This window comes from Streptomyces sp. NPDC093510, assembly GCF_040683555.1.
Taxonomy (GTDB): Bacteria; Actinomycetota; Actinomycetes; order Streptomycetales; family Streptomycetaceae; genus Streptomyces.
In genome coordinates, this window is sequence record NZ_JBFBEE010000010.1 from 243,781 (window position 1) to 263,929 (window position 20,149).

13 protein-coding genes are annotated in these 20,149 nt (G+C 71.4%); 5 read left to right on the forward strand and 8 right to left on the reverse strand.

Annotation, left to right across the window (positions count from 1 at the left end):
- Nucleotides 1-11 precede the first annotated feature (11 nt).
- The 4 genes from AB0N81_RS18395 to AB0N81_RS18410 all read right to left on the reverse strand — a co-directional run bounded on the left by AB0N81_RS18395 (nt 12) and on the right by AB0N81_RS18410 (nt 5,738).
- On the reverse strand, nt 12-1,355 hold the full coding sequence (locus AB0N81_RS18395; RefSeq protein WP_365359384.1) for a phytase: 1,344 nt from the start codon (nt 1,353-1,355) through the stop codon (nt 12-14).
- A 149-nt stretch (nt 1,356-1,504) separates the two neighbouring features.
- Nucleotides 1,505-2,974 carry a glycine betaine/L-proline transporter ProP gene (gene proP / locus AB0N81_RS18400; RefSeq protein WP_365359386.1) on the reverse strand — a complete coding sequence of 490 codons (1,470 nt, stop codon included), beginning with the start codon at nt 2,972-2,974 and terminating at the stop codon, nt 1,505-1,507.
- 248 nt (nt 2,975-3,222) lie between these two features.
- Complete coding sequence (locus AB0N81_RS18405; RefSeq protein WP_365359388.1) at nt 3,223-5,118, reverse strand: alpha-L-fucosidase; 1,896 nt, start codon at nt 5,116-5,118, stop codon at nt 3,223-3,225.
- Between the two features lie 158 nt (nt 5,119-5,276).
- Nucleotides 5,277-5,738 carry an Lrp/AsnC family transcriptional regulator gene (locus tag AB0N81_RS18410; RefSeq protein WP_365359390.1) on the reverse strand — a complete coding sequence of 154 codons (462 nt, stop codon included), beginning with the start codon at nt 5,736-5,738 and terminating at the stop codon, nt 5,277-5,279.
- 444 nt (nt 5,739-6,182) lie between these two features.
- Between AB0N81_RS18410 and AB0N81_RS18415 the strand changes: the two genes are divergently transcribed.
- Both AB0N81_RS18415 and AB0N81_RS18420 read left to right on the forward strand, forming a co-directional pair.
- Nucleotides 6,183-7,664, forward strand: a complete 1,482-nt coding sequence (locus tag AB0N81_RS18415; protein WP_365359393.1) for an FG-GAP and VCBS repeat-containing protein — start codon at nt 6,183-6,185, stop codon at nt 7,662-7,664.
- A gap of 284 nt (nt 7,665-7,948) precedes the next feature.
- On the forward strand, nt 7,949-10,168 hold the full coding sequence (locus AB0N81_RS18420; RefSeq protein WP_365359395.1) for an alpha-N-acetylglucosaminidase: 2,220 nt from the start codon (nt 7,949-7,951) through the stop codon (nt 10,166-10,168).
- A 117-nt stretch (nt 10,169-10,285) separates the two neighbouring features.
- Here the strand turns inward: AB0N81_RS18420 and AB0N81_RS18425 are convergent, their stop codons facing one another.
- Complete coding sequence (locus AB0N81_RS18425) at nt 10,286-10,933, reverse strand: DUF4360 domain-containing protein (protein WP_365359397.1); 648 nt, start codon at nt 10,931-10,933, stop codon at nt 10,286-10,288.
- A 272-nt stretch (nt 10,934-11,205) separates the two neighbouring features.
- On the opposite strand from AB0N81_RS18425, the gene AB0N81_RS18430 reads away from it, so the two are divergent.
- Together AB0N81_RS18430 and AB0N81_RS18435 are read left to right on the forward strand one after the other, a co-directional pair.
- Nucleotides 11,206-12,075, forward strand: a complete 870-nt coding sequence (locus AB0N81_RS18430) for a chitosanase (protein ID WP_365359517.1) — start codon at nt 11,206-11,208, stop codon at nt 12,073-12,075.
- Nucleotides 12,076-12,227: 152 nt separating this feature from the next.
- Nucleotides 12,228-13,166: a hypothetical protein gene (locus AB0N81_RS18435; RefSeq protein ID WP_365359399.1), complete on the forward strand. Its 939-nt coding sequence runs from the start codon at nt 12,228-12,230 to the stop codon at nt 13,164-13,166.
- On the opposite strand, the gene AB0N81_RS18440 is transcribed toward AB0N81_RS18435, so the two are convergent.
- Both AB0N81_RS18440 and AB0N81_RS18445 read right to left on the reverse strand, forming a co-directional pair.
- The gene (locus tag AB0N81_RS18440; protein WP_365359401.1) at nt 13,138-13,635 is read right to left on the reverse strand and encodes an RDD family protein; all 498 of its coding nucleotides are present in this window, start codon (nt 13,633-13,635) and stop codon (nt 13,138-13,140) included. The two genes, AB0N81_RS18435 and AB0N81_RS18440, sit on opposite strands and share 29 nt — an antisense overlap.
- Before the next feature lie 52 nt (nt 13,636-13,687).
- Nucleotides 13,688-15,091 carry a nucleobase:cation symporter-2 family protein gene (locus AB0N81_RS18445; protein WP_365359403.1) on the reverse strand — a complete coding sequence of 468 codons (1,404 nt, stop codon included), beginning with the start codon at nt 15,089-15,091 and terminating at the stop codon, nt 13,688-13,690.
- A gap of 620 nt (nt 15,092-15,711) precedes the next feature.
- On the opposite strand from AB0N81_RS18445, the gene AB0N81_RS18450 reads away from it, so the two are divergent.
- The gene (locus tag AB0N81_RS18450; RefSeq protein ID WP_365359405.1) at nt 15,712-18,666 is read left to right on the forward strand and encodes a hypothetical protein; all 2,955 of its coding nucleotides are present in this window, start codon (nt 15,712-15,714) and stop codon (nt 18,664-18,666) included.
- Nucleotides 18,667-18,699: 33 nt separating this feature from the next.
- On the opposite strand, the gene AB0N81_RS18455 is transcribed toward AB0N81_RS18450, so the two are convergent.
- Nucleotides 18,700-20,085: a nucleobase:cation symporter-2 family protein gene (locus AB0N81_RS18455; RefSeq protein WP_365359519.1), complete on the reverse strand. Its 1,386-nt coding sequence runs from the start codon at nt 20,083-20,085 to the stop codon at nt 18,700-18,702.
- Nucleotides 20,086-20,149: the final 64 nt, after the last annotated feature.

Below are 20,149 nucleotides of genomic sequence, written 5' to 3' on the forward strand. Positions count from 1 at the left end.
GCTGAGGGGGCTCAGTCGTCCAGGCTCTTCATGACCTTTCCGAGGTCGACGAACTTGAAGTTGGTGGCCGGGCGGTCGCCGTCGCCGGGGGCGTCGTGGCCGTCCTGGACGACCAGGAGGCCGTTGGGGTACTTCGGACCGAGCGGCTCGTTCAGCGCGGCCGCGCCATCGCACTCCTCGGAGCCGTCGAGCGTGCTGTTCGCGGGGGTGACGCGGAACCCGCCCTCGTACTCGTTGTGGTCGCTCAGCTCACGGTCGTACGCGGCGAAGGTGTTGTCGCCCTGGCTGGAGGCTAGGAGGTAGCCGTCGCCGTCGGATTCCTTGACGAGGGTCAGGCCCTCGACGTCGGCCGATATGCGCTCGCCGCCGTAGCCGGGGTCGGTGCCCGGGGTGCACTCCTCCGCCTCCTCGTCGTAGGTGCCGGGGACGCCGTACTCGCGGACCTTGTCGACCAGTTTGGGCGTGCCGGTCAGGTCGGCGCGCATGCGCCAGATGCCGATGTCCTCCTGGCCCGCGTACAGCGTGCCGTTGTCGGGGTCCACGACCATGCCCTCGACCTGCGGGAGTTCACCGGGCTCGCCGCACGGGGTCCACGAAGTGCCGTTGGGCAGGCGGAAGGTGGACGGCAGGCCGAGCGTGCGGATCTTGCGGTACGAGACCTTGCCGTCCTGGCCGGGGGTGAGTTCGAGGAGGGCGACGCTGGTGCGCTCCCGCTGACTGACCAGGGCGTACGAGCGGCCGGTGGTCTTGTCCTGCCAGGTCGCGAGGCCGTACGCGGTGCGCTGCTCGTTGATCTCGTCCTGGTCGGCGGAGAACACGGGCGGGGCGGCGGGGTCCGTGACGTCGGTGAGCGGGCCGCCGGGGCGGTCGCGGTCGATGCGGTAGAAGCGCAGCCGGTCGTGGCCGCGGTCGCTGGTGACGGCGAGGTCGGCGGGGCCGGAGGAGAGCTTCAGGCCGTGCACGAGGTCGACGTTGTTGAAGCGGCCCGGCGCGTCCTCGGGCCCCTCCGCGGGCGGGGCGGCGACCGACTGGACGGGGCGCGCGTCGAGGTCGTAGGCGCGCAGCCCGCCCTCCTTGGCAGTGGCGATCACCAGGCTGCGGGCCGGGTTCGCGGCGTCGCGCCAGATCGCCGGGTCGTCGGCGTCGGCGTTGCCGCCCGCGTCGTCGTCGTGGAGGACGGGGGTCTCGGCCCGCGGGGTGATCCCCGGCAGCGGGTCGGCGGCGGTGGCGGTCACCGCCGTTACCGTGCCGGTCGCCGCCGTGACCGTGCCGGTCGCCGCGGTGCCCACGAGGACGGTCGTCAGGGCGAGTGCGACCGAACCGATCGTTCGACGGGTCGGACAATGTCTGGTCACGCGGTGTCTCCTCGTTCCGGGAACGGATGGATCTTGCGTGAGACTGGGGCCCGCCCGTGACGGTCCGGCATACGCCGCACGTCCGGTAACACCCCGCCCGAATGTACACAGCGTGAACCATGGCGGGGGCCCGTCAATTCAGGTGTGGTTCAGCCGCGTTGGGACTCCACGAGTTCCCGCGCCTCCTCGTCCGTCGCCACCGACGGCGGGGAGCCCTCCAGGGGCTTGCGGGCCGTCTCCTTCATCGCGGCCACCGCGACGATGCCGACGAGGCCGGCGAGCATCGTGTAGAACGCGGGCATCAGGTCGTTGCCTGTGGCGCCGATGAGGGCCGCGACGACCAGCGGGGTCGTACCGCCGAAGAGCGAGACGGAGATGTTGAAACCGATGGACAGGGAGCCGTAGCGGACGTCCGTCGGGAACAGGGCCGGGAGGGAGGAGGACATGGCGCCCAGGTAGCAGACCAGGGCGAGGCCGAGGATGAGCAGGCCCGTGAAGACCGCCACCGTGCCGCCCTGCTTGATGAGGAGGAACGCGGGGAGCGCGAGGACGAAGAAGCCGACCGAGCCCGCCATCAGGACCGGCTTGCGGCCGATGCGGTCGGAGAGGCGGCCGACGGAGTTGATCAGCGCCATCAGGATCAGCATCACGACGACGATCGACATCAGACCGCCGGTCTCGCCGAAGCCCAGCTGCGTGAGGTACGTCGGCATGTACGACAGCAGCATGTAGTCGGTGATGTTGAACGCGGCGACCAGCGCGATGCAGAGCAGCATCGCCCGCCACTGGCCGAAGAAGGACTCCCTCAAGGACTTCTTCTGGCGTTCGGCCGCGGGTCCTTCGCCCTCCTCCATCTTCTGGAAGGCGGGCGACTCGTCGAGCTTCATCCGCAGGTAGAGGCCGATGAGGCCGAGCGGCGCCGCCACCATGAACGGGATGCGCCAGCCCCACGACTGCATGGCGTCGTCGCTGAGCACCACGGTGAGTGTGGTGACGAGGACCGCGGCGACCGTGTAGCCGATCAGCGTGCCGAACTCCAGGAAGGACCCCCAGAAGCCGCGGCGCTTGTCGGGGGCGTACTCGGCGATGAACGTCGCGGCGCCCCCGTACTCACCGCCCGTCGAGAAGCCCTGCACCATGCGACAGAGGACGAGGAGGACCGGCGCCCAGAAGCCGATGGAGGCGTAGCTGGGGATCAGGCCGATCGCCAGCGTCGCCGTCGACATCATGATCATGGTGAGCGCGAGGATCTTCTTGCGGCCGACCTTGTCCCCGAGCGGGCCGAAGAACATGCCGCCGATGGGGCGCACGAGGAATGCCGCGGCGAAGGTCGCCAGGGAGGAGAGGGTCTGCGCGGTGTCGTTCCCGGAGGGGAAGAACTCCTTGCCGATGATGACGGCGAGGTAGGCGTAGACGCCGAAGTCGTACCACTCCATGGCGTTGCCCAGCGCGGTCGCCTTCACCGCGCGTTTGACCTGCGTCTCCTCGGTGACCGTGATGTCCGACTGGCGCAGGCGGGGGTTCTTGCGGCGGTGGATCGCCCTGAAGAGCGCCCGGTGCCGTGCCACGGCTTCGGGAGCCGGCGGTGCCGGTGTTTCGGGGGCTTCGGGCGCGCTCACTGGTCAGTCACTCTCTCTGTCGGCACCTGGGTCGGTCGGTCGGGGTCGGACCCGGCTGACGTGGTCCGACGTGGTCGGACGTGGTCGGACGTGGTCGGACGTCGATCAACACTGCCAACCCCGACCAGGGAAAGTGCCCGGCATTCGCCCTCACGAACATGGCCCCAAGTCCCTGTTCCCAGGGACTTGGGACCTGTTTCGCCACAAACTCTCCGGGCAGACGGGCGGGCGGGCAGACGGTCAGAAGCTCAGTGGGCGTACAGCTGCGACCGCGGAATGATCTGCTGCTCCTGCCCCGGGCTCGACCACAGCAGTTTCAGGTGCGCCTCGCCCGTCCGCTCCGCGTACTCGACCTTGATCGAGTGCCGCTTCCCGGCGGTCAGCCGCACCTCCGCCTTGTCGATCCTCGGCTCGTGCGGCGTCCAGGAGTCGATGACCAGCTTGCCGTCGATCCAGACGCGGGCCATGTCGTCGGAGACCGTCGTGAGCGTGTACGTCTCCGAGCGGCGCGGCTCGACCGATCCCGTCCAGCGGACGCTGAACCTGTCCGCGGGGATCGAGGCGGCCGGTGAGCCCGAGTACTTCCAGGCGTGGTTGAGGGTGGGGTCGGTGCGGGTGATCCTCGGGGTGCCCGACAGGGTCTCGTTGTCGAAGATCCGCTGGGTGAGGCCCTTGCCGCGGCCGGGGCGGGCCGTCGGGCCGGGGTCGGCCTTCAGCTCGATCACGGTCGCCGTGCCGTTGGTGGCCGCGCCGGACGGCCTGATGTCGTAACCGTCGCCCGACTTCGCGACCGTCACCTTCTGGTCGCTGCCGAGGACGCGGGCCGCCTTCACCGTGAAGGCCGTGCGCGCCTTCAGGTGCAGGGCGCCGCCTGTCGCGGGCCAGCGCGTGACCGCCGCGTACAGCTTGTCGCCCTTGCGGCTCACGTGGCCCCAGGCCGGTTCCTCGACGAGGCCGCCGTAGCGGGCGCCGAACACGGCGTCGCCCTGGCCGTCGGCGCGCAGCCAGTCCCCCATTGCCTCGAGCCGGTCCACGGAGGGCTGCGGGACGCGGCCGCGGGCGTCGGGGCCGACGTTGAGGAGGTAGTTGCCGCTGCGGGAGGTGGTGGAGAGGAGGTTGCGGGTCAGGGTCTCTGCCGACTTCCAGTTCTCGTCGTGACGGGCGTACCCCCAATGGTCGTTGAGGGTCATGCAGGACTCCCACAGCTGGCCGTCGACCGGGGCGCCGGGGATCTCCTGCTCGGGCGTGCCGTAGTCGCCGTCGACGACGCGGCGCTTGCCGACGCGGTTGTTGATGACGAGGTCGGGGTCGAGGCCGCGGAGGTAGGACTCCAGGCGCTCGCCGTCCTTCGCCGTCCAGGGGTTGTGGGGGTTGTCGGTGTCCCACTCGCCGTCGAACCAGAGGAGCGCCGGGTCATAGCCGTCGACCAGCTCCTTCAGCTGGGCGTACATGCGCTTCTCGTACGCGGGGAACGTGGCCGGGTCCGCGAAGTCCTTGTCGTGCCAGTCCCAGATCGAGTAGTAGAAGCCGAGCTTGATGCCCGCGTCGTCCGACGCCTTCTTCAGCTCGGCGAGGATGTCGCGGTTCCTGTCGAAGGAGGAGTGGTCGCGCAGGTTCCAGTCGTTCACCTTCGTCGGCCACATCGCGTAGCCCTCGTGGTGTTTGGACGTGATGACGATGTAGCGCATCCCGGCGTCCTCGGCCGCCTTGACGACGGCCTTCGCGTCGAAGTCCGCGGGGTCGAAGCTCTGCGCCTGCTTCTCGTACGCGTCCATCGGGATGTCGCACTCCCGCTTGATCCACTCCGCGTTGCGGCAGGTGGTGCCGTCGGGGCGCTTGTACTCGCCCTCCAGGTTCGAGTACGCGCCGAAGTGGATGAACATACCGAAGCGGTCCTGGCGGAACCAGTTGGTGCGGTCGGAGGTGAAGGGGTCGTCCGCGGCGTGGTCGGTGCCGGGGCCCTTGGCGGGCGGCGGACCGGGGGGCGCGGAGGGCGGCGATGCGGGGGCCGCGGCGGACGGGGGCTCGGGGGACGAGGCGGGGGTGGCCGTCGCGGCGGGGGTGGCCGTCGCGGCGGGGACGGCGGCCGTGCCCGCGAGGGCGGCGGCGAGGAGCAGGGCGAGTCCAGTGGCTCTGTGGCGCATGGGGCGGCTCCCGGGTTCCCTGGGGTTGGGGGTCGCACGGGAACGTAGGGATGAATACATCGGATGTCAATGGGCTCAACAGCCGTGACACGGCGCCTAATTGCCGCGCATCACGCCCACCGATCCGATGACTCGCCGACGGAGGCGCGGGTGCGCCTCTACCAGGGCGCGATCGGCACCATGCCGGTGCGACGGCCGTCGTCCCCCAGGAGGTGCCCCATCCGCTTGACCGTGCGCAGACCCACGACACGGTCGGTGACAGTCAGCGTGGGCAGGCGCGCGCAGAGCGCGGTCTCCCGGCGCTGGATGTCCGCGATGTCATGGCCCCAGAGCGTCGCCAGGACGTTGGCGGGGCCCGTGACGCCCGCGACCAGCCGGCACTCCGGCAGCGCGGCGATCGTGCGGTGGACGGCGCCCAGGTCTCGCGCCGGGGCCTGCGCCGGCAGGGTCACCGGGACCGGGTGCCCGGCCAGCGGCGCGGCCAGGTCGCAGCGGAAGGCGAGCACGCCCGCCTCCGTCAGGCGGCGCAGTCTGCGGCGGACGGTCGCCGCGCTGGTGCCCGTACGGGTGGCGAGCTCGGCCGGGGCGAGCCGGCCGTCCCGGACCAGCGCGTCGACCAACGCCGCGAGTCCGGCTTCCTGTGGGGCTGGAGCGCGTGCGCCGCCGTCGCCCTGCTCGGCTCCGGCCTCGCACTGCGCTACCGCGCGCCGAAGGGGGCACGCGACGGGATCGTACGGCCGTCCAAGGAGCGGATGGCGGAGAAAGGGGGGCCGGCATGACGTACCAGCACCGCGACGGGGCCCGGGCGGCGGTCACTTCGGGCGTACGTGACAGCGAGGCCCGGGCGGCGGTCACTTCGGCCGTACGCGCCTGGGGCGAGCGTCTCGTCGGCCTCAGCCACAGCCTGCACGACGAGCCGGAGACGACCCTCCAGGAGCACCGCTCGGCCGCGAAGATCGCGGGACTGCTCTCGGACGCCGGGTCCGAGGTGACCGGCGGAGGTACAACCTTCCGGGATCTTGAAAGGTCTTCCTTGAGTTCGCACGTATGTCCTGGAGGAACTCATGTCACGGCCCCGTTCCCGGTCCCGTCGCCAGCCCCGTAACCAGCGCTCCCGGCGCGCCGCCGCGCTGGGCGCCACCGTCGTCGCGGCCGCTCTGGCCGGTGGCCTGCTCATCTCCCTGCCCGGCACCGCGAGTGCCGCGGGGCGGGGGCTCGCCGACGACTTCAACGGTGACGGCTACCGCGACCTGGCGACCGGCGCCCCGGGGGCCGTCGCGGGTGAGAAGGCGAAGGCGGGCGCCGTCGTCGTCAACTACGGCTCGGCGAGCGGCATCAGCGCCGCACGCCACAAGACCACCTCGCAGAGCTCCTCCGGCGTGCCCGGCGCCTCGGAGACCTCCGACCGCTTCGGCGCCGAACTCGCGCACGGCGACCTCAACAATGACGGCTACGGCGACCTCGTCGTGGGCACGCCGCTGGAGGACGTCGACGGCGACGCCGACGGCGGGTCGGTCACCATCCTGTGGGGCGGCTCGTCCGGCCTGTCGGGAGGCACGACGATCGCCGACCCGAACGCGTCGGGCCACGACCGGTTCGGACAGTCCCTCGCCGTCGGCGACTTCACCGGCGACGGGAAGACCGATCTGGCGGTCGGCTCCACCGGCAAGGACGTGTGGATCTTCAAGGGCGGCTTCACCAAGTCCGGCGGCGCGGCCGGGAAGCTGCGCCTCGACACGGAGATCGAGTCCGGCGCGTACCCGATGGGCGCCGTCCACCTGGCCGCCGGTGACTTCGACGACGACGGGTCCGACGACATCGTGGTCGGGTCCTCCGCCGGCAACTTCGTCTACCGGGGCGGCGCCGCCGGGTTCACCCCGCAGACCGAGGCGGGCCCCGGTTACGCGGGCGCGCTCACCGTCGCCGACTTCGACCGCGACGGGCACGACGACCTGGTCGTCGGAACGGACTTCCGCACCATCATGGACCAGACTGCCGAAGGTGGTTACGCCACCGTGTTCTACGGCGGCGCGACGGGCGTCAGCACCACGCGCACCGCCGTCTTCAGCCAGGCCACAGAGGGCGTGCCGGGGGACGACGAGTCCGACGACTCGTTCGGCGGGGCGCTCGCCGCGGGCGACGTCGACGGTGACGGATACCCCGACCTCGCCGTCAGCGCGGTCTTCGAGACCATCGGCTCCACGAGCCACGCCGGCAACGTCTGGGTACTGCGCGGCGGCGCCTCCGGCCTGACGGGCACCGGCGCCCAGTCCTTCCACCAGGGCACCGCGGGCGTCCCGGGCGCCAACGAGGCCTCGGACATGTTCGGCACCGCCGTCCACCTCGCCGACCTCGACAAGGACGGCCGCGCCGATCTGTCGGTGGGCGCGGGCGGCGAGAACAGCGACGACGGCGCCGTGTGGTCCCTGCGCGGCACCGCCGACGGCATCACGCCCACCGGCGCGGTGAGCTTCGGCGCGTCGTCCGTCGGCATCGGAAAGTCGGGGGACGACCCCATGTTCGGGGATGTGATGTCGGGGTCCTGAGCGTGTAGGGGGGCGGAGGCGGTCAGCCGGGGTCTGAGGCCGGGTCAGCCGGAGTCGGGCAGGCCAGCCGGGGTTGGAGGCAGTCAGCCGGTCGGAGGCCAGGCAACGGGTCGGAGCCGGGCAGCCGGGCCACCGGTCGGAGGCCAGACAACCGGTCGGAGGCCAGGCAACCGGTCGGAGGCCCTCGTGTGGTTAGAGGCAGGGGGCTGCCGGGGGAAGAAACCCCTCGGCAGCCGCCACCCCGCTCCCCTCCCCCGCACCCCCACCCGACCGACGGAGCCCGCATGCCTCCCCTCCACCGCCGCGCCTTCCTCGCCGGCCTCGCCGGTACGGCCGGTGTCGCCGCCGTCGCCTGTTCCGGCGGGGCCGCCGACGGCGTCACCACCGACGCGCCCGCCCCGCGCCGCACCGCCGCCACCGAGGCCGCCCGGCGCCTGCTCCCCCGCCACTGGGACCAGATCACCTTCAGAACCGTCCCGAAGAAGGCGAACGCCGAGGACTCCTTCCAGGTCACCGGGCGCCGCGGCCGCATCACCGTCGCCGCCACCGACCCGGCGACCCAACTCACCGGGCTACGCCACTACTTGAAGCACGTCGCGCACGCCGGTATCACCTGGGCGGGCAGCCGGACCGACCACCTTCCAGAACGGCTCCCAGCCCCCTCCGCGCCCCTCACCGGCGAGGCCAACACCCCTCACCGCTTCGTCCTCAACGACACCAACGACGGTTACACGGGGGCCTATTACGACTGGGCGTACTGGGAGCGGGAGATCGACGTACTCGCGCTGCACGGCTACAACGAAGTCCTCGTGTACGCGGGCGCGGACGCCGTCTACGACCGCGCGCTCCAGAAGTTCGGGTACACGGACGAGGAGCTGCGGGCCTGGATACCCGCGCCCGCCCACCAGCCGTGGTGGCTCCTGCAGAACATGTCGTCGTTCCCGCACCCGGTCTCACGGCAGCTGCTCGACGCCCGCGCCCGCCTGGGCCGCCGCATCTGCGACCGGCTGCGCGAGCTGGGCATGACGCCCGTCCTGCCGGGCTACTTCGGGACCGTCCCGCCCGGTTTCACCGACAAGAACCCCGGGGCGAGCACCGTCCCGCAGGGCGACTGGGTGGGCTTCGCGCGACCGGACTGGCTGGATCCGCGCACCGGCCACTTCGCGCGCGTGGCCGAGGCGTTCTACCGTGCGCAGGACGAGCTGTTCGGCCCGACCACGATGTACAAGATGGACCTGCTCCACGAGGGCGGGAAGCCCGGCGACGTGCCCGTCCCCGACGCCGCGAAGGGCGTCGAGAAGGCGCTGCGGACCGCGCACCCGGGCGCCACCTGGGTGATCCTCGGCTGGCAGCACAATCCGCCGAAGGCCATCACCGACGCCGTCGACAAGGAGCGGATGCTCGTCGTCGACGGCCTCTCCGACCGCTTCCCGCACGTCACCGACCGCGAGAACGACTGGGGCTCCACGCCCTACACCTTCGGCTCCATCTGGAACTTCGGCGGCCACACGACACTGGGCGCCAACACCCCGGACTGGGCGGAGCTGTACGAGAAGTGGCGCACCAGGAAGGGCAGCACGCTGCGCGGCATCTCGCTCATGCCGGAGGCCGCCGACAACAATCCCGCCGCCTTCGAGCTCTTCTCGGAACTCGCCTGGCGCGAGGGCACCTTGGACCTGAAGTCCTGGTTCGCCGAGTGGTCGACCGCACGGTACGGAGCCGCCGACCCGCACGCCGCGGCCGCCTGGGACGTGCTGCGCCGCACCGCCTACGGTACGACCCGCGCCGACGGGTGGGCCGAGGGCGCCGACGGCCTCTTCGGGGCCCGGCCCGACCTCGCGGCGAAGTCGGCGGCGGCCTGGTCGCCGAAGGCGATGCGCTACGAACCGGCGGAGTTCGAGCCCGCGCTCGGCGAACTCCTCGCCGTACGGCCCGGGTTGCGACGCTCGTCCGCGTACCGCCGTGATCTTCTCGACGTCGCACGGCAGGCTCTCTCCAACCGCGGCCGCGTACTGCTGCCGCGCATCAAGAAGGCGTACGACGCCGGGGACGCCGGCCGCTTCGACCGGCTCACGCGCGAGTGGCTCGGCCTGATGGACCTGCTCGACCGGCTCCTCGCCACCGACTCCCGTCATCTGCTGGGGCGTTGGGTCGCGGACGCCCGCGCGTGGGGAGCCGACGCGGCGGAGCGTGACCGGCTCGCGTACGACCAGCTCTCGCTGCTGACGGTGTGGGGCACCCGGTCGGGCGCCGACGCCGGGCTGCGTGACTACGCGAACCGCGAGTGGGCGGGGCTCGTCGGCGGTCTCTACCGGCTGCGCTGGGGGCGGTACTTCAAGGAACTGCGGGCCGCCCTCTCGGAGAACCGCACCCCCGAGAAGATCGACTGGTTCACGGTCGAGGAGGCGTGGATCCGGGACCCCGGACCGCTGCGGACCCGCCCGACGGGCGACACGTACAGGATCGCCGCCCTGATCCGCGAGCGCCTCGCCTCCGGAGAGTGAGCGCGGAACCGGCCGGTTGATTCGTCAACCGGCCGGCGATCCGTCGGCTGCGGGCCGGTCCTGGCCGGTCGCGCAGCTCCCCGCGCCCCTTGCGGGCGCGGGGACCCCAACCGCCAATCAGGCGCGGGGACACTCCTTCCACGCCATGTGATACACCGTGCTGATGCCACCGTCCGTGGAGTCCATCGTCATGAAGCTGGACTTCGCAGGGTCGGACGTCCCCGCGTCGACGCGCAACTCCGTGTTGATGTTGAAGTTGCGCCGCTGACCGCACGGCGCCCAGACGAGCTGCGCCCAGTCCGTCGTGTCCGTGGCCTGCCAGTTGTCGTTGTAGGCGCCCTTGAACTCGTGGCTGATCGCGGCCGTCTGGGGCGAGCCCTGGAAGTAGTACGAGGCCTTCTCCGTGCCCTTGGCGCCGGGCTGGAGCGAGGCGTAGCCGCGGTAGTCCGCGCTGGCGATCGCGTACGTGAAGCCCTGCGGGACGTGCACGATCAGGTTGAGCTGGCAGTTCTTGCGGAACGCGGTGGGGTCCGCGCCGCCGCCCGCCTTGGCGAGGTAGTCGCTGTAGGTCACGGTGAAGGCCGTGTTGTCCTCGGAGACCGCGACGGCCGCGGTGCCGAGGGGACAGCCCGAGCCGTTCACCGTGGCCACCTCGATCACGATCTTGTCGGGCGGCGGGTCCTTGATCGCGGTCGTGTCCTGCGCGGGGAGAGTCGAACCGAACAGCGCCACGAGGGCGCCGCTCAGCAGCAGTGCACCGGCCATGGTTCTCCATTCCATTGCTGATGTGGGGAGTTGGAGAAGTGCCTGTTGTGCGTGGAGCACATTGCGGGTGCCTGGAGCGGATTGCGTGAGCGAGGGGGATCGTACGGACGGGTGGGCCCCGCGGACAGCGGGAAGTCCGGCCATTCGGAATCCGCGACTCATCGCGTCTTGACGGGTATACGTCACGCAGAATCTCTGGTAGGAAACCTTCCTAACAGTACGCGGCACGTGAACTCCCCCATCTGGAGGCCCTCGTGGAAACCCCCCACCACATCAGCCCGCGCACCACCCACACCGCCCACGCCACTCACACCACCCACGCCAGCCGTCGCACCCTGCTCGCCTTCATCGGCGCGGCGGCCGTGGCGGGCCCGCTCCTCACCACGCAGTCGGCGGGCGCGGCGACCCCGTTCTCCTCCTTCATCACGGCCGGCGGTCTCGACGACCCGGCGAAGAAGGAGATCGCGATGCAGATCGTCTGCAGCGCGGAGAACTCCTCGCTCGAATGGAAGAAGCAGTACCGCTACATCGAGGACATCGACGACGGCCGCGGCTACACCGCGGGCATCATCGGCTTCTGTTCCGGCACCGGCGACATGCTCGACCTCGTCGAGCTCTACACCCGGCGCAAGCCCGGCAACGTCCTCGCGAAGTACCTACCGGCACTGCGCAGGGTCGACGGCACCGACTCGCACGAAGGACTCGACCCGAACTTCACGCGCGACTGGGAGCGGGCCGCCGACACCGACGCGGAGTTCCGCAAGGCGCAGGACAGCGAGCGCGACCGCGTCTACTTCAACCCGTCGGTCAAGCAGGGCAAGGCGGACGGCATCGGCGTCCTCGGCCAGTTCTGCTACTACGACGCGATCGTCATGCACGGCGACGGCAGCGACTCGACCAGCTTCCGCAACATCCGCAAGCGCGCGCTGCGTTCGGCCAAGCCGCCGGCGCAGGGCGGCGACGAGGTGACGTACCTGAACGCGTTCCTCGACGCGCGCGTCTGGGCGATGAAGCAGGAGGAGGCCCACGAGGACACCAGCCGCGTCGACACCGCACAGCGCGTCTTCCTGAAGAAGCGGAACCTCAACCTGGACCCGCCGCTCGACTGGAAGGTCTACGGCGACCCGTACCACATCGGATAGCCCGGACGCGCGGGGCGCCGTCCGGCGCCCCGCGCACCCGCGCCACCTCTTGCCTCCCGCGGGCTGAACTGGGTACGGTCCCGGCCAACTCCCGTCTACGCGCGTCAACACAGCCGACCTGCGCTCGACCTGCACCGAGGTGAGAGATCTCCATGTCCTTCCGTACGACCGTGCTTGCCACCGCGGCCGCCTCCGCCGCCGCGCTCCTCACGGCGGGCGCCGCCCCGGCGCCCCCGGCCCCCGGCGGCTGGCAGCGGGCCGGTGACGACATCAGCTCCGGCATCAGTGGTCTGGCCCTCACCGGCCGGACGGACGGCGCGACGCACGCCCTCGTCGTACGCGACAACAAGAAGCCCGGCGAAAACCGCGTCGCCCGGCTGACCTACCGCCCCGGCGCCGACTCCGACCGCGCCGCCTCCGTCCAGCAGCTCACCTGGACGGGCGCCGCCGAGCCCATCGACCTGGAGGCGATCGAGGCGGTGCCCGGCGCCCGCGGCGAGTACATGGCCCTGGCGAGCCGCGGCCTGGTCCACCACTTGAAGGTGAGCGGCACCGAAGTCCACGTCCTGGACACCTCCCCGCTCCCCGCCATCGCCGACGGCGACGACTACGAGAGCTTCGCGCTGACCTCACGGCACGGAAGGCTCGCGGCGGTCTGGGCCGACCGGGGCGCGGGCAAGGAGCGCCCGGCGACGCTGCACGCGGCGCCCTTCTCCTTCACGAAGTACGGCGAGGCCGACTTCGGCCCGGTCACCACGGCCCGTCTCCGCGCGCCCTACCCGACCGGCGACGTCCGGCACGCCTCGGACATCTCCGTCACACCGTCGGGCCGCCTCGTGATCAGCTCGGCATCCGACGCGGGCGACGACGGCCCCTTCGACTCGGCGGTCATGGACGCGGGCTCGCTCTCGGTGAGCCGGACCGGCAAGGTGCGGCTGTCCGTCGCCAAGTCCCCGGACGTGCTGCGGAAGTTCAAGGGCCACAAGATCGAGGCGGTCGAATGCGTGCCGGGTTCGCGCGACGCCGTCCTCGGCACGGACGACGAGAACGCGGGCGGGTACGTCAACTCCGCGCAGGTGTGCGGGAAGTAGACACGGCCGGTGCCGGTGCGCCGTCCCGCCGGCGGCGCACCGTCCGCACCCCCGCCGCGTCCTGCTGCTCCACGTCGCTGTCCGTCAGGACGTGCAGGGGTACGAACACCACCATCCAGTAGAAGCCGAACAGCCAGCGCCCGGTGAGCGCCGGGAGGCGGGGGCGGCCGGCGTCGCGGGCGCGGACGACGCGCAGTCCCGTCGTCAGCTTGCCGAGGCTCGCCCGGGCCAGGCGGGTGAGCAGGACGTGGTTCAGGAACGAGAAGCCGAGTGCCGCGCCCCACATCGCCGGGGACTGCACGCGGACTTCGACCACCCCGGCGGCGACCGTGACGCCCGCCGCCACCGCGGCCGCCAGACCGCACAGCAGGGCGAGCAGCGCGTCGACGGCCGCCGCGGTGAGCCTGCGGGGCTGGGTGGGCCGGTCTGGCGGGGCGAGCGGGGCGGGGCGGCTGGGCTGGGTGGTCACGGCGTACCAGCGTAGTGATCGTCCGGACCCCGGTGCGCGGGAGGGCGTCGCCTCAGTGCGTGACCGCCGGCTCCGGCTGCTCGGCGCCGGCCGGACTCTCCTTCGTACCGAAGTGGTTGAAGACGAGGTTCAGGGTCACCGCGAGGATGCAGCCCGTGGAGATGCCGGAGCCGAGGACGATCTGAGCCCAGTCGGGGAACGCTTCGTAGAAGCCGTCCGAGAGGGCGGGCGCGAGGCCCGCCCCGAGCGTGACGACCACGATCAGCGCGTTGTCGCCGCGGTGCAGGTCCGCCTGGAGCAGCGTCTGAATGCCGCTGACCGCGATGGAGCCGAAGAGGAAGAGGCTGACGGCCGCGAGGACCGGCATCGGGACGACCGAGATCAGGGCCGCCGCGGCCGGGCTGAGACCGATCAGGACGAGGATCGCGCCGCTGAGCGCGACGACGAAGCGGCTGCGTACCTTGGAGATCACGACCAGGCCGATGTTCTGGGCGAACGCGCTGGCGTGGAAGGCGTTGAAGAGGGGGCTGAGCGCGGAGCCGAGGGCGTCGGCGCGCAGACCGCGGGCGATGGTCTTCTCGTCGACGTCCTTCTCGACGATCTTCCCGAGGGCGATCATGTCGGCGGTGGACTCGGTGAGGATCACCAGCATCACGACGCACATGGAGATGATGGCCGGAATGTTGAACTCCGGTGCGCCGAAGTGCAGCGGGGAGGGGATGCCGACCGGGTCGGCGCCGTCGAGCTTCGAGAAGTCGGCGAGGCCCATCGGTATCGCGAGCAGCGTGCCGAAGACCATCGCGACGAGCATGCTGATCTGCTTCAGGAATCCGCGCGTGAAGCGCTGGAGCAGGAGCATCGCGAGGACGGTGGCACCCGCGAGCCCGATGCTCCTGGGCTCCGGTGTGCCGGTCGCCGAGTCGTCGACGATCCAGTCGTACGCGACGGGGATGAGCGAGACGCCGATCAGGGTGATGACCGAGCCGGTGACGACGGGCGGGAAGAAGCGGACGAGCCGCGAGAAGTACGAACTGACCAGGAATCCGAAGAGACTCGACACGATGATCGCGCCGAAGACGACGGGCATGCCCGCCTCGACGCCGCCCTGGGTCGAGATGATCGTCAGCATCACGCCGACACCGGCGAACGAGACGCCGTTGACGAACGGCAGCCGCGAGCCGATGAAGGTGCCGATGCCGAGGGTCTGGAGGAGGGTCGCGATGCCCGCCATCAGCAGGCTGCCGCCCATGAGTACGGCCGTGTCGCCCGGTGACATCTTCGCCGCGACGGCGACGACGAGGGGCACGGAGACCGCGCCCGCGTACATGGAGGCGACGTGCTGGAGGCTCGCGACGAGCATGCGGCCCGGCGGCAGGATCTCGTCGACCGGGTGGACGGCGGGGGCGTCGGCTCCGGGTTCCCGGGACTTGGCTTCGGAACTCGTGTCAGAACTCATGGGGGGCGCTTCTTCCATCGCGGGACGCCGGAAGTCGGCCCCGTTCCGTGGGAGTTCACGAGACGCGGAACGGGGACCGGCACAACCGACTGGAAAGTAACTTCCGCCATACGGTCGGCGGCGGCACGACGTTACGTCAGCGCACCCCGGAAGCGGAAGACCCCTCCCCCGACGAAGTACGGTCCCGCCGCGCCCGCCACACACGCCGGGAGACCCTCCACACCGCGTACACGACGCGGACACACCGCACCGCGTTCAGCACGTCTTCCCTGTGTTCCAGGAGGAACCGTCCGTGCTCCACGAGAAGCTGTCCGTGCTCCACCACGAACTGTGCGATCTCCATTGCCCGTTGACTCCGATCCGCCCCTGCGGGCCCCGTGGCGACGGTCGTTCCGCCGCTCGGTGACCTGGATACGGGCGGTGGCCCGGTGGCCTGAAGTGATCGCGGACAGGCCGCGGACAAGGCCGCGGCGGCCTGCGGGGGAAGCCGTTGTCCGGATGTCCGGGCGCGGACGGGCGCGGACATTCGCGGACAGCCGCGTGGATGTCCGACCCGGCCCGTACGCTCGATCGGGTCGTGGCACTGGGACTCGATCGGGTCGTGGCACTGGGAGGGGCGCATGAACAACCTGAAGCCGGTGGATGCGCAGGCACCCGAGGAGATGCGGGCACTCGCCGTGCGGCTCCGACGCCTGCTCGGCAAGCAGGGCTTCGGCGGCGTACGGGAAGTGTCCGGCGCCTGCGGCCTGAACCGCACCACGGTCTCGTACGCCCTGGGCGGCTCGCGGGCGCCGACCTGGAACACCGTCTCGACGCTGCTCAAGTGCTGCCGGATCGCGCCGGACGCGGACTGGCGGCGGCAGCAGGAGGCGGCCAAGAGGGCCGAGCGGGAGTGGCGGCGGCGTACGCGCGCCCGCACGCGCGACGAGCTCGCGGCTCCGAGCCCGACGCCACCCCACGTCGCCTCGTACTCCCCATCCGCTCCCTCCGCCCCGTACTCCCCGTCCCCTCCGTCTGCTCCGTCTGCTCCGTCCGTGCCGTCCGTGCCGTCCGCTCCGGAGACGGCAGGGCACCCCGGCCAGTCCGCCGTCCCCGGCACCTTCACCGTGCGTGCCCCGTACGGGGAACTGCCGCCCCGGGTCCGGGGCAGGGACGGCCTCCTGGCCGAGCTGCGGGAGGAGTTGACCGGTGACCGCGACCGCATCCAGGTCCTGCACGGCCTCGGCGGCTGCGGCAAGACCACCGTCGCGCTCGGCCTCGCCCGGCTCGCCAAGGACCTCGGCCACCAGGTCTTCTGGCTCTCCGCCGCCACGCAGGACAGCCTCCTCACCGGGATGCGGCAGGTCGCCCGTGACCTCGGCGTTCCCGAGGCGCGGATCGAGGACGCCTGGTCGGGGCGGTCCAGCGCGATGGACCTGGTCTGGCGGGCGCTGGACGGCGCGACGCGGCCCTGGCTCCTCGTCTTCGACAACGTGGACGAGCCGGACCGTACGACGTCCCTGCACGGCTCCCCCGGTGACGGGACCGGCTGGATCCGCCCCGGCGCGGCCGGGCTGACCCTCGTCACCACGAGGATCGGCAACCCCGCGGTGTGGGGCGGCGAGGCCACCTGCCGTCCGGTCGGCGTGCTCTCGCCCGAGGACGGCGCCGAGGTCCTGATCGACTTCGCGGGCAACGCAGGTCCGATGGCAGACGCGCGAGACCTTGCCCGGCGCCTCGGCGGCATGCCCCTCGCCCTGAAGCTCGCCGGTTCCTATCTGGCGCGGGCGGGGCGTGGCGCGGGCCTGTTGCGCAGGCGCGGTGCGGAGGGCGGATACGTCAGGGACTTCGCGGGGTACGCGCGCGAGCTCGACCGGCTCGGCACGGGTCTCCTCGACCGGGGCGAGGGGGCGGGCGGGCCGGACGGCGACCAGCGGCGCTACCGGCGGCTGATCAGCGGCACCTGGGAGATCAGCCTCGACCTGCTGGCGGAGCAGGGTCTGCCCGAGGCCCGCCTCCTCATGCGGCTGATCTCGTGCTTCGCGCACGCTCCGCTGCCCGCGTTCCTCCTCGACCTGGACGTGCTGGAGCAGTCGGGCCTCTTCCAGGGGCCCGCCCGCGCGGAGAGCTGCGAAACCGCGCTGGAAGGGCTCGTCGACCTCGGGCTGCTGACCGTCGAGGAGGCGGCGAGGGAGTCGCTCCCCTGCCTCACGGCGCATCCGCTCGTCCTGGAGGCGAACGCGCTGCGGGTCCAGGAGTCGTCCGGGGCCGAGCGGGAGCGGCTGTGGCACGCGGCGGCGTCCGTGGCCGTCTTCGCCGCGCGCCTCGATTCCCGCTCGCTGGAGATGTGGAAGGTGTGGAAGCTGGTCCTGCCGCATCTGGAGGCCGGAATCCGGGCCGTGCCGCGCGAGGAGACCGAGTCCCTGGCCGCGTTCCTGTGGGCCGGGCGGCAGGCGCATCTGTACGCCGTCGCGTCGAACAGCCGTGACGCCGACGAGCTCTTCACCCGCCTGCTTTTGGAGCGGGTCGACGAGCTCCCCGAGGGCCACCCGGTCGGCGAGTTCATCCGGAGGAAGCTGGCCGAAGGGGTCGAGCCCGCCCACGAGGCGTATCTGTCGGCCCGCGAGAAGCTGGGCGAAGAGTCCTTCGGGACCCTCTCGGCTTGGGCCGGCTGGGCGAGCGAACTGCGTCACGCCGGCAGGCCGCACGAGGCGGAGCGCGAGCTCCACACCCTCCTCGACGTGGCGCAGCGCCTGGAGATGAACGGCACCTTGGTCATCCGTGCCGAGTACGTCCAGGTGCTCGCCGAAGCGGGAAAGGCCGAGGCGGCACGGGCCGAGGCGCACGCGCTGCTGTCCGCCCTGGAGGCGGAACACGTCGACGAGAACGACGTGGCGGTGCGCCACCACGTGGCCCACGCCCTGGAAGAGGCGGGCCTGCTGGCCGAGGCCGAGCAGGCGCACCGCGATCAGCTGAGCCTGCTGGAGCAGGCGGGCGAGCAGAACTCGGTGCTGTATCTCGACACCGCGTCGCTGCTCTGCGGCAACCTCGTGCAACAGGAGCGCCCCGCGGAGGCGCTGGAGGTCGTCGGCGGGCTTCTGGAGCGGTACGACTCGGTGCCGGACACTCGCGGCGCGGTGGGCCGGGGCGTGGTCAAGCTGTACCAGCAGCGGGGTGAACTCCTGTACGCGGAGGGCCACTTCGAAGCGGCCGCAGCCGACCTGGGCCGCGCCCTGGAGGGGCTGCTTTCGTACTTGCCGCCCCATCACTTCGCGGTCATCGACCTTCGGCTGAAGCTCGTCCCCGCCCACCTGAAGCGCGGGGAGCACGGCGCGGCCCTTCGTGAGCTGGACGCCCTGGACTCCGCGCTGGCCCACGACGAGGTCGAACTGGACGGCTTCGGGCACATCGCCCTGCTGTGGCGGGCCCGTGCCACGCACGAGGCGGGCTCCTGCGCGGCCGCTCGCGCCCTGTACGAAGAGCTTCTGTCGGCCGGGGACGAGACGATCGTGCGGCTGGCCCGTACGGGGATCGAGTCCTGCGGTGCCGCGTCGGCGGCGGGTCCCGGCGGAAGCGGCCCCCCACGCGACAACTGACCGCGGGAGGACCGCCCCGAGTCCGGGGCCGGGTCAGTGCGCCACCGCCTGCCCCGGCACCCGCGTCTGTGCGATCTCCCCGCCCGGCTCCATCGGCGCCGTCACGTCGTCCTCGTCGCGGCCCTTGCCGATGTGGTTGAAGACCAGGTTCAGGAGCACGGCCGCCACACAGCCCGTCGAGATGCCCGAGTCGAGGATGATCTTCGCGGTCTCCGGGAACGCGTGGTAGAACTCCGGCGCCGCGATCGGTATCAGGCCGACGGCCAGCGAGACCGCCACGATGAGGACGTTGTTGTCCTTCTCCAGGTTCGCCTTGACCAGCGTCTGGATGCCGCTCGCCGCGACCGAGCCGAAGAGGACGACGCCGGCGCCGCCGAGCACCGGGCGCGGCACGACCGCGATCAGTGAGGCGGCCATCGGGCACAGGCCCATCAGGACGAGGAAGCCGCCGCCCGCGGCGACCACGTACCGGCTGCGGATCTTCGTCATCGCGACCAGGCCGATGTTCTGCGCGAAGGCGCTGCACATGAAGCCGTTGAAGAGCGGGCTGATCGCCGAGCCGAGGGTGTCGGCGCGCAGGCCCGCGGCGATGGTCTTCTCGTCGGCGGGACGGCCCACGATCTCGCCGAGGGCGAGCATGTCGGCGGTGGACTCCGTCATCGAGACGACCATGACGACACAGAGCGAGACGATCGCGGCGGCCGCGAACTGCGGTGCGCCGAAGTGGAACGGCGTCGGGAAGCCGATGACGTCCGAGTCGCCGATCGGGCTGAAGTCGGTGGCGTCGAACGGGATCGCGACGAGCGTGCCGATGACGAGGCCGAGCAGGACCGCGATCTGCTTCACGAAGCCGGTGGTGAAGCGGCGGAGCAGCAGGACGATGACGAGCGTGATGCCGGCGAGGCCCAGGTTCTTCATCGAGCCGTAGTCGTCGGCGCCGGGGACCGGGCCCTGTGCCCAGCCGAAGGCGACCGGCATCAGCGAGATGCCGATGAGGGTGATGACCGTGCCGGTCACGACCGGCGGGAAGAAGCGGACCATCTTGGAGAAGAACGGGGCGGCGATGAAGCCGAGGACGCCCGCCACGATCACCGCGCCGAAGATGATCGGCAGGGCGTCGTCCTTGTCCTTGGTCGAGTCGACGACGGCGAGCATGGGCGCGACACCGGCGAACGTGACGCCGTTGACGAAGGGGAGTCTGGCGCCGATCTTCCAGATGCCGAGGGTCTGCAGGAACGTCGCGAGACCCGCGGTGAAGAGACAGGCGCCGGTGAGGAAGGTGAGTTCCTTGGCGGAGAGCCCGATCGCGGCGCCGACGATGAGCGGCGGGGCGACGACTCCCGCGTACATGGCGGCGACGTGCTGGAGGCCGGTCGTCGCCATTTTCAGCGCGGGGAGCTTCTCGTCGACCGGATGTATGGCGGGTTCGCCGTCGTTCTTGGACGGCTCTGGGGTGGTGCCTTGCTTGGTGAACCTGGGCTGA

What these genes read in the sequence shown, in the direction of transcription:
- AB0N81_RS18435 (WP_365359399.1), top strand. Translation starts at nt 12,228, where the DNA reads ATGTCCTTCCGTACGACCGTGCTTGCCACCGCGGCCGCCTCCGCCGCC.
- AB0N81_RS18445 (WP_365359403.1), bottom strand. Translation starts at nt 15,091, where the DNA reads ATGAGTTCTGACACGAGTTCCGAAGCCAAGTCCCGGGAACCCGGAGCC.
- AB0N81_RS18420 (WP_365359395.1), top strand. Translation starts at nt 7,949, where the DNA reads ATGCCTCCCCTCCACCGCCGCGCCTTCCTCGCCGGCCTCGCCGGTACG.
- AB0N81_RS18450 (WP_365359405.1), top strand. Translation starts at nt 15,712, where the DNA reads ATGAACAACCTGAAGCCGGTGGATGCGCAGGCACCCGAGGAGATGCGG.
- AB0N81_RS18405 (WP_365359388.1), bottom strand. Translation starts at nt 5,118, where the DNA reads ATGCGCCACAGAGCCACTGGACTCGCCCTGCTCCTCGCCGCCGCCCTC.
- AB0N81_RS18415 (WP_365359393.1), top strand. Translation starts at nt 6,183, where the DNA reads ATGTCACGGCCCCGTTCCCGGTCCCGTCGCCAGCCCCGTAACCAGCGC.
- AB0N81_RS18425 (WP_365359397.1), bottom strand. Translation starts at nt 10,933, where the DNA reads ATGGCCGGTGCACTGCTGCTGAGCGGCGCCCTCGTGGCGCTGTTCGGT.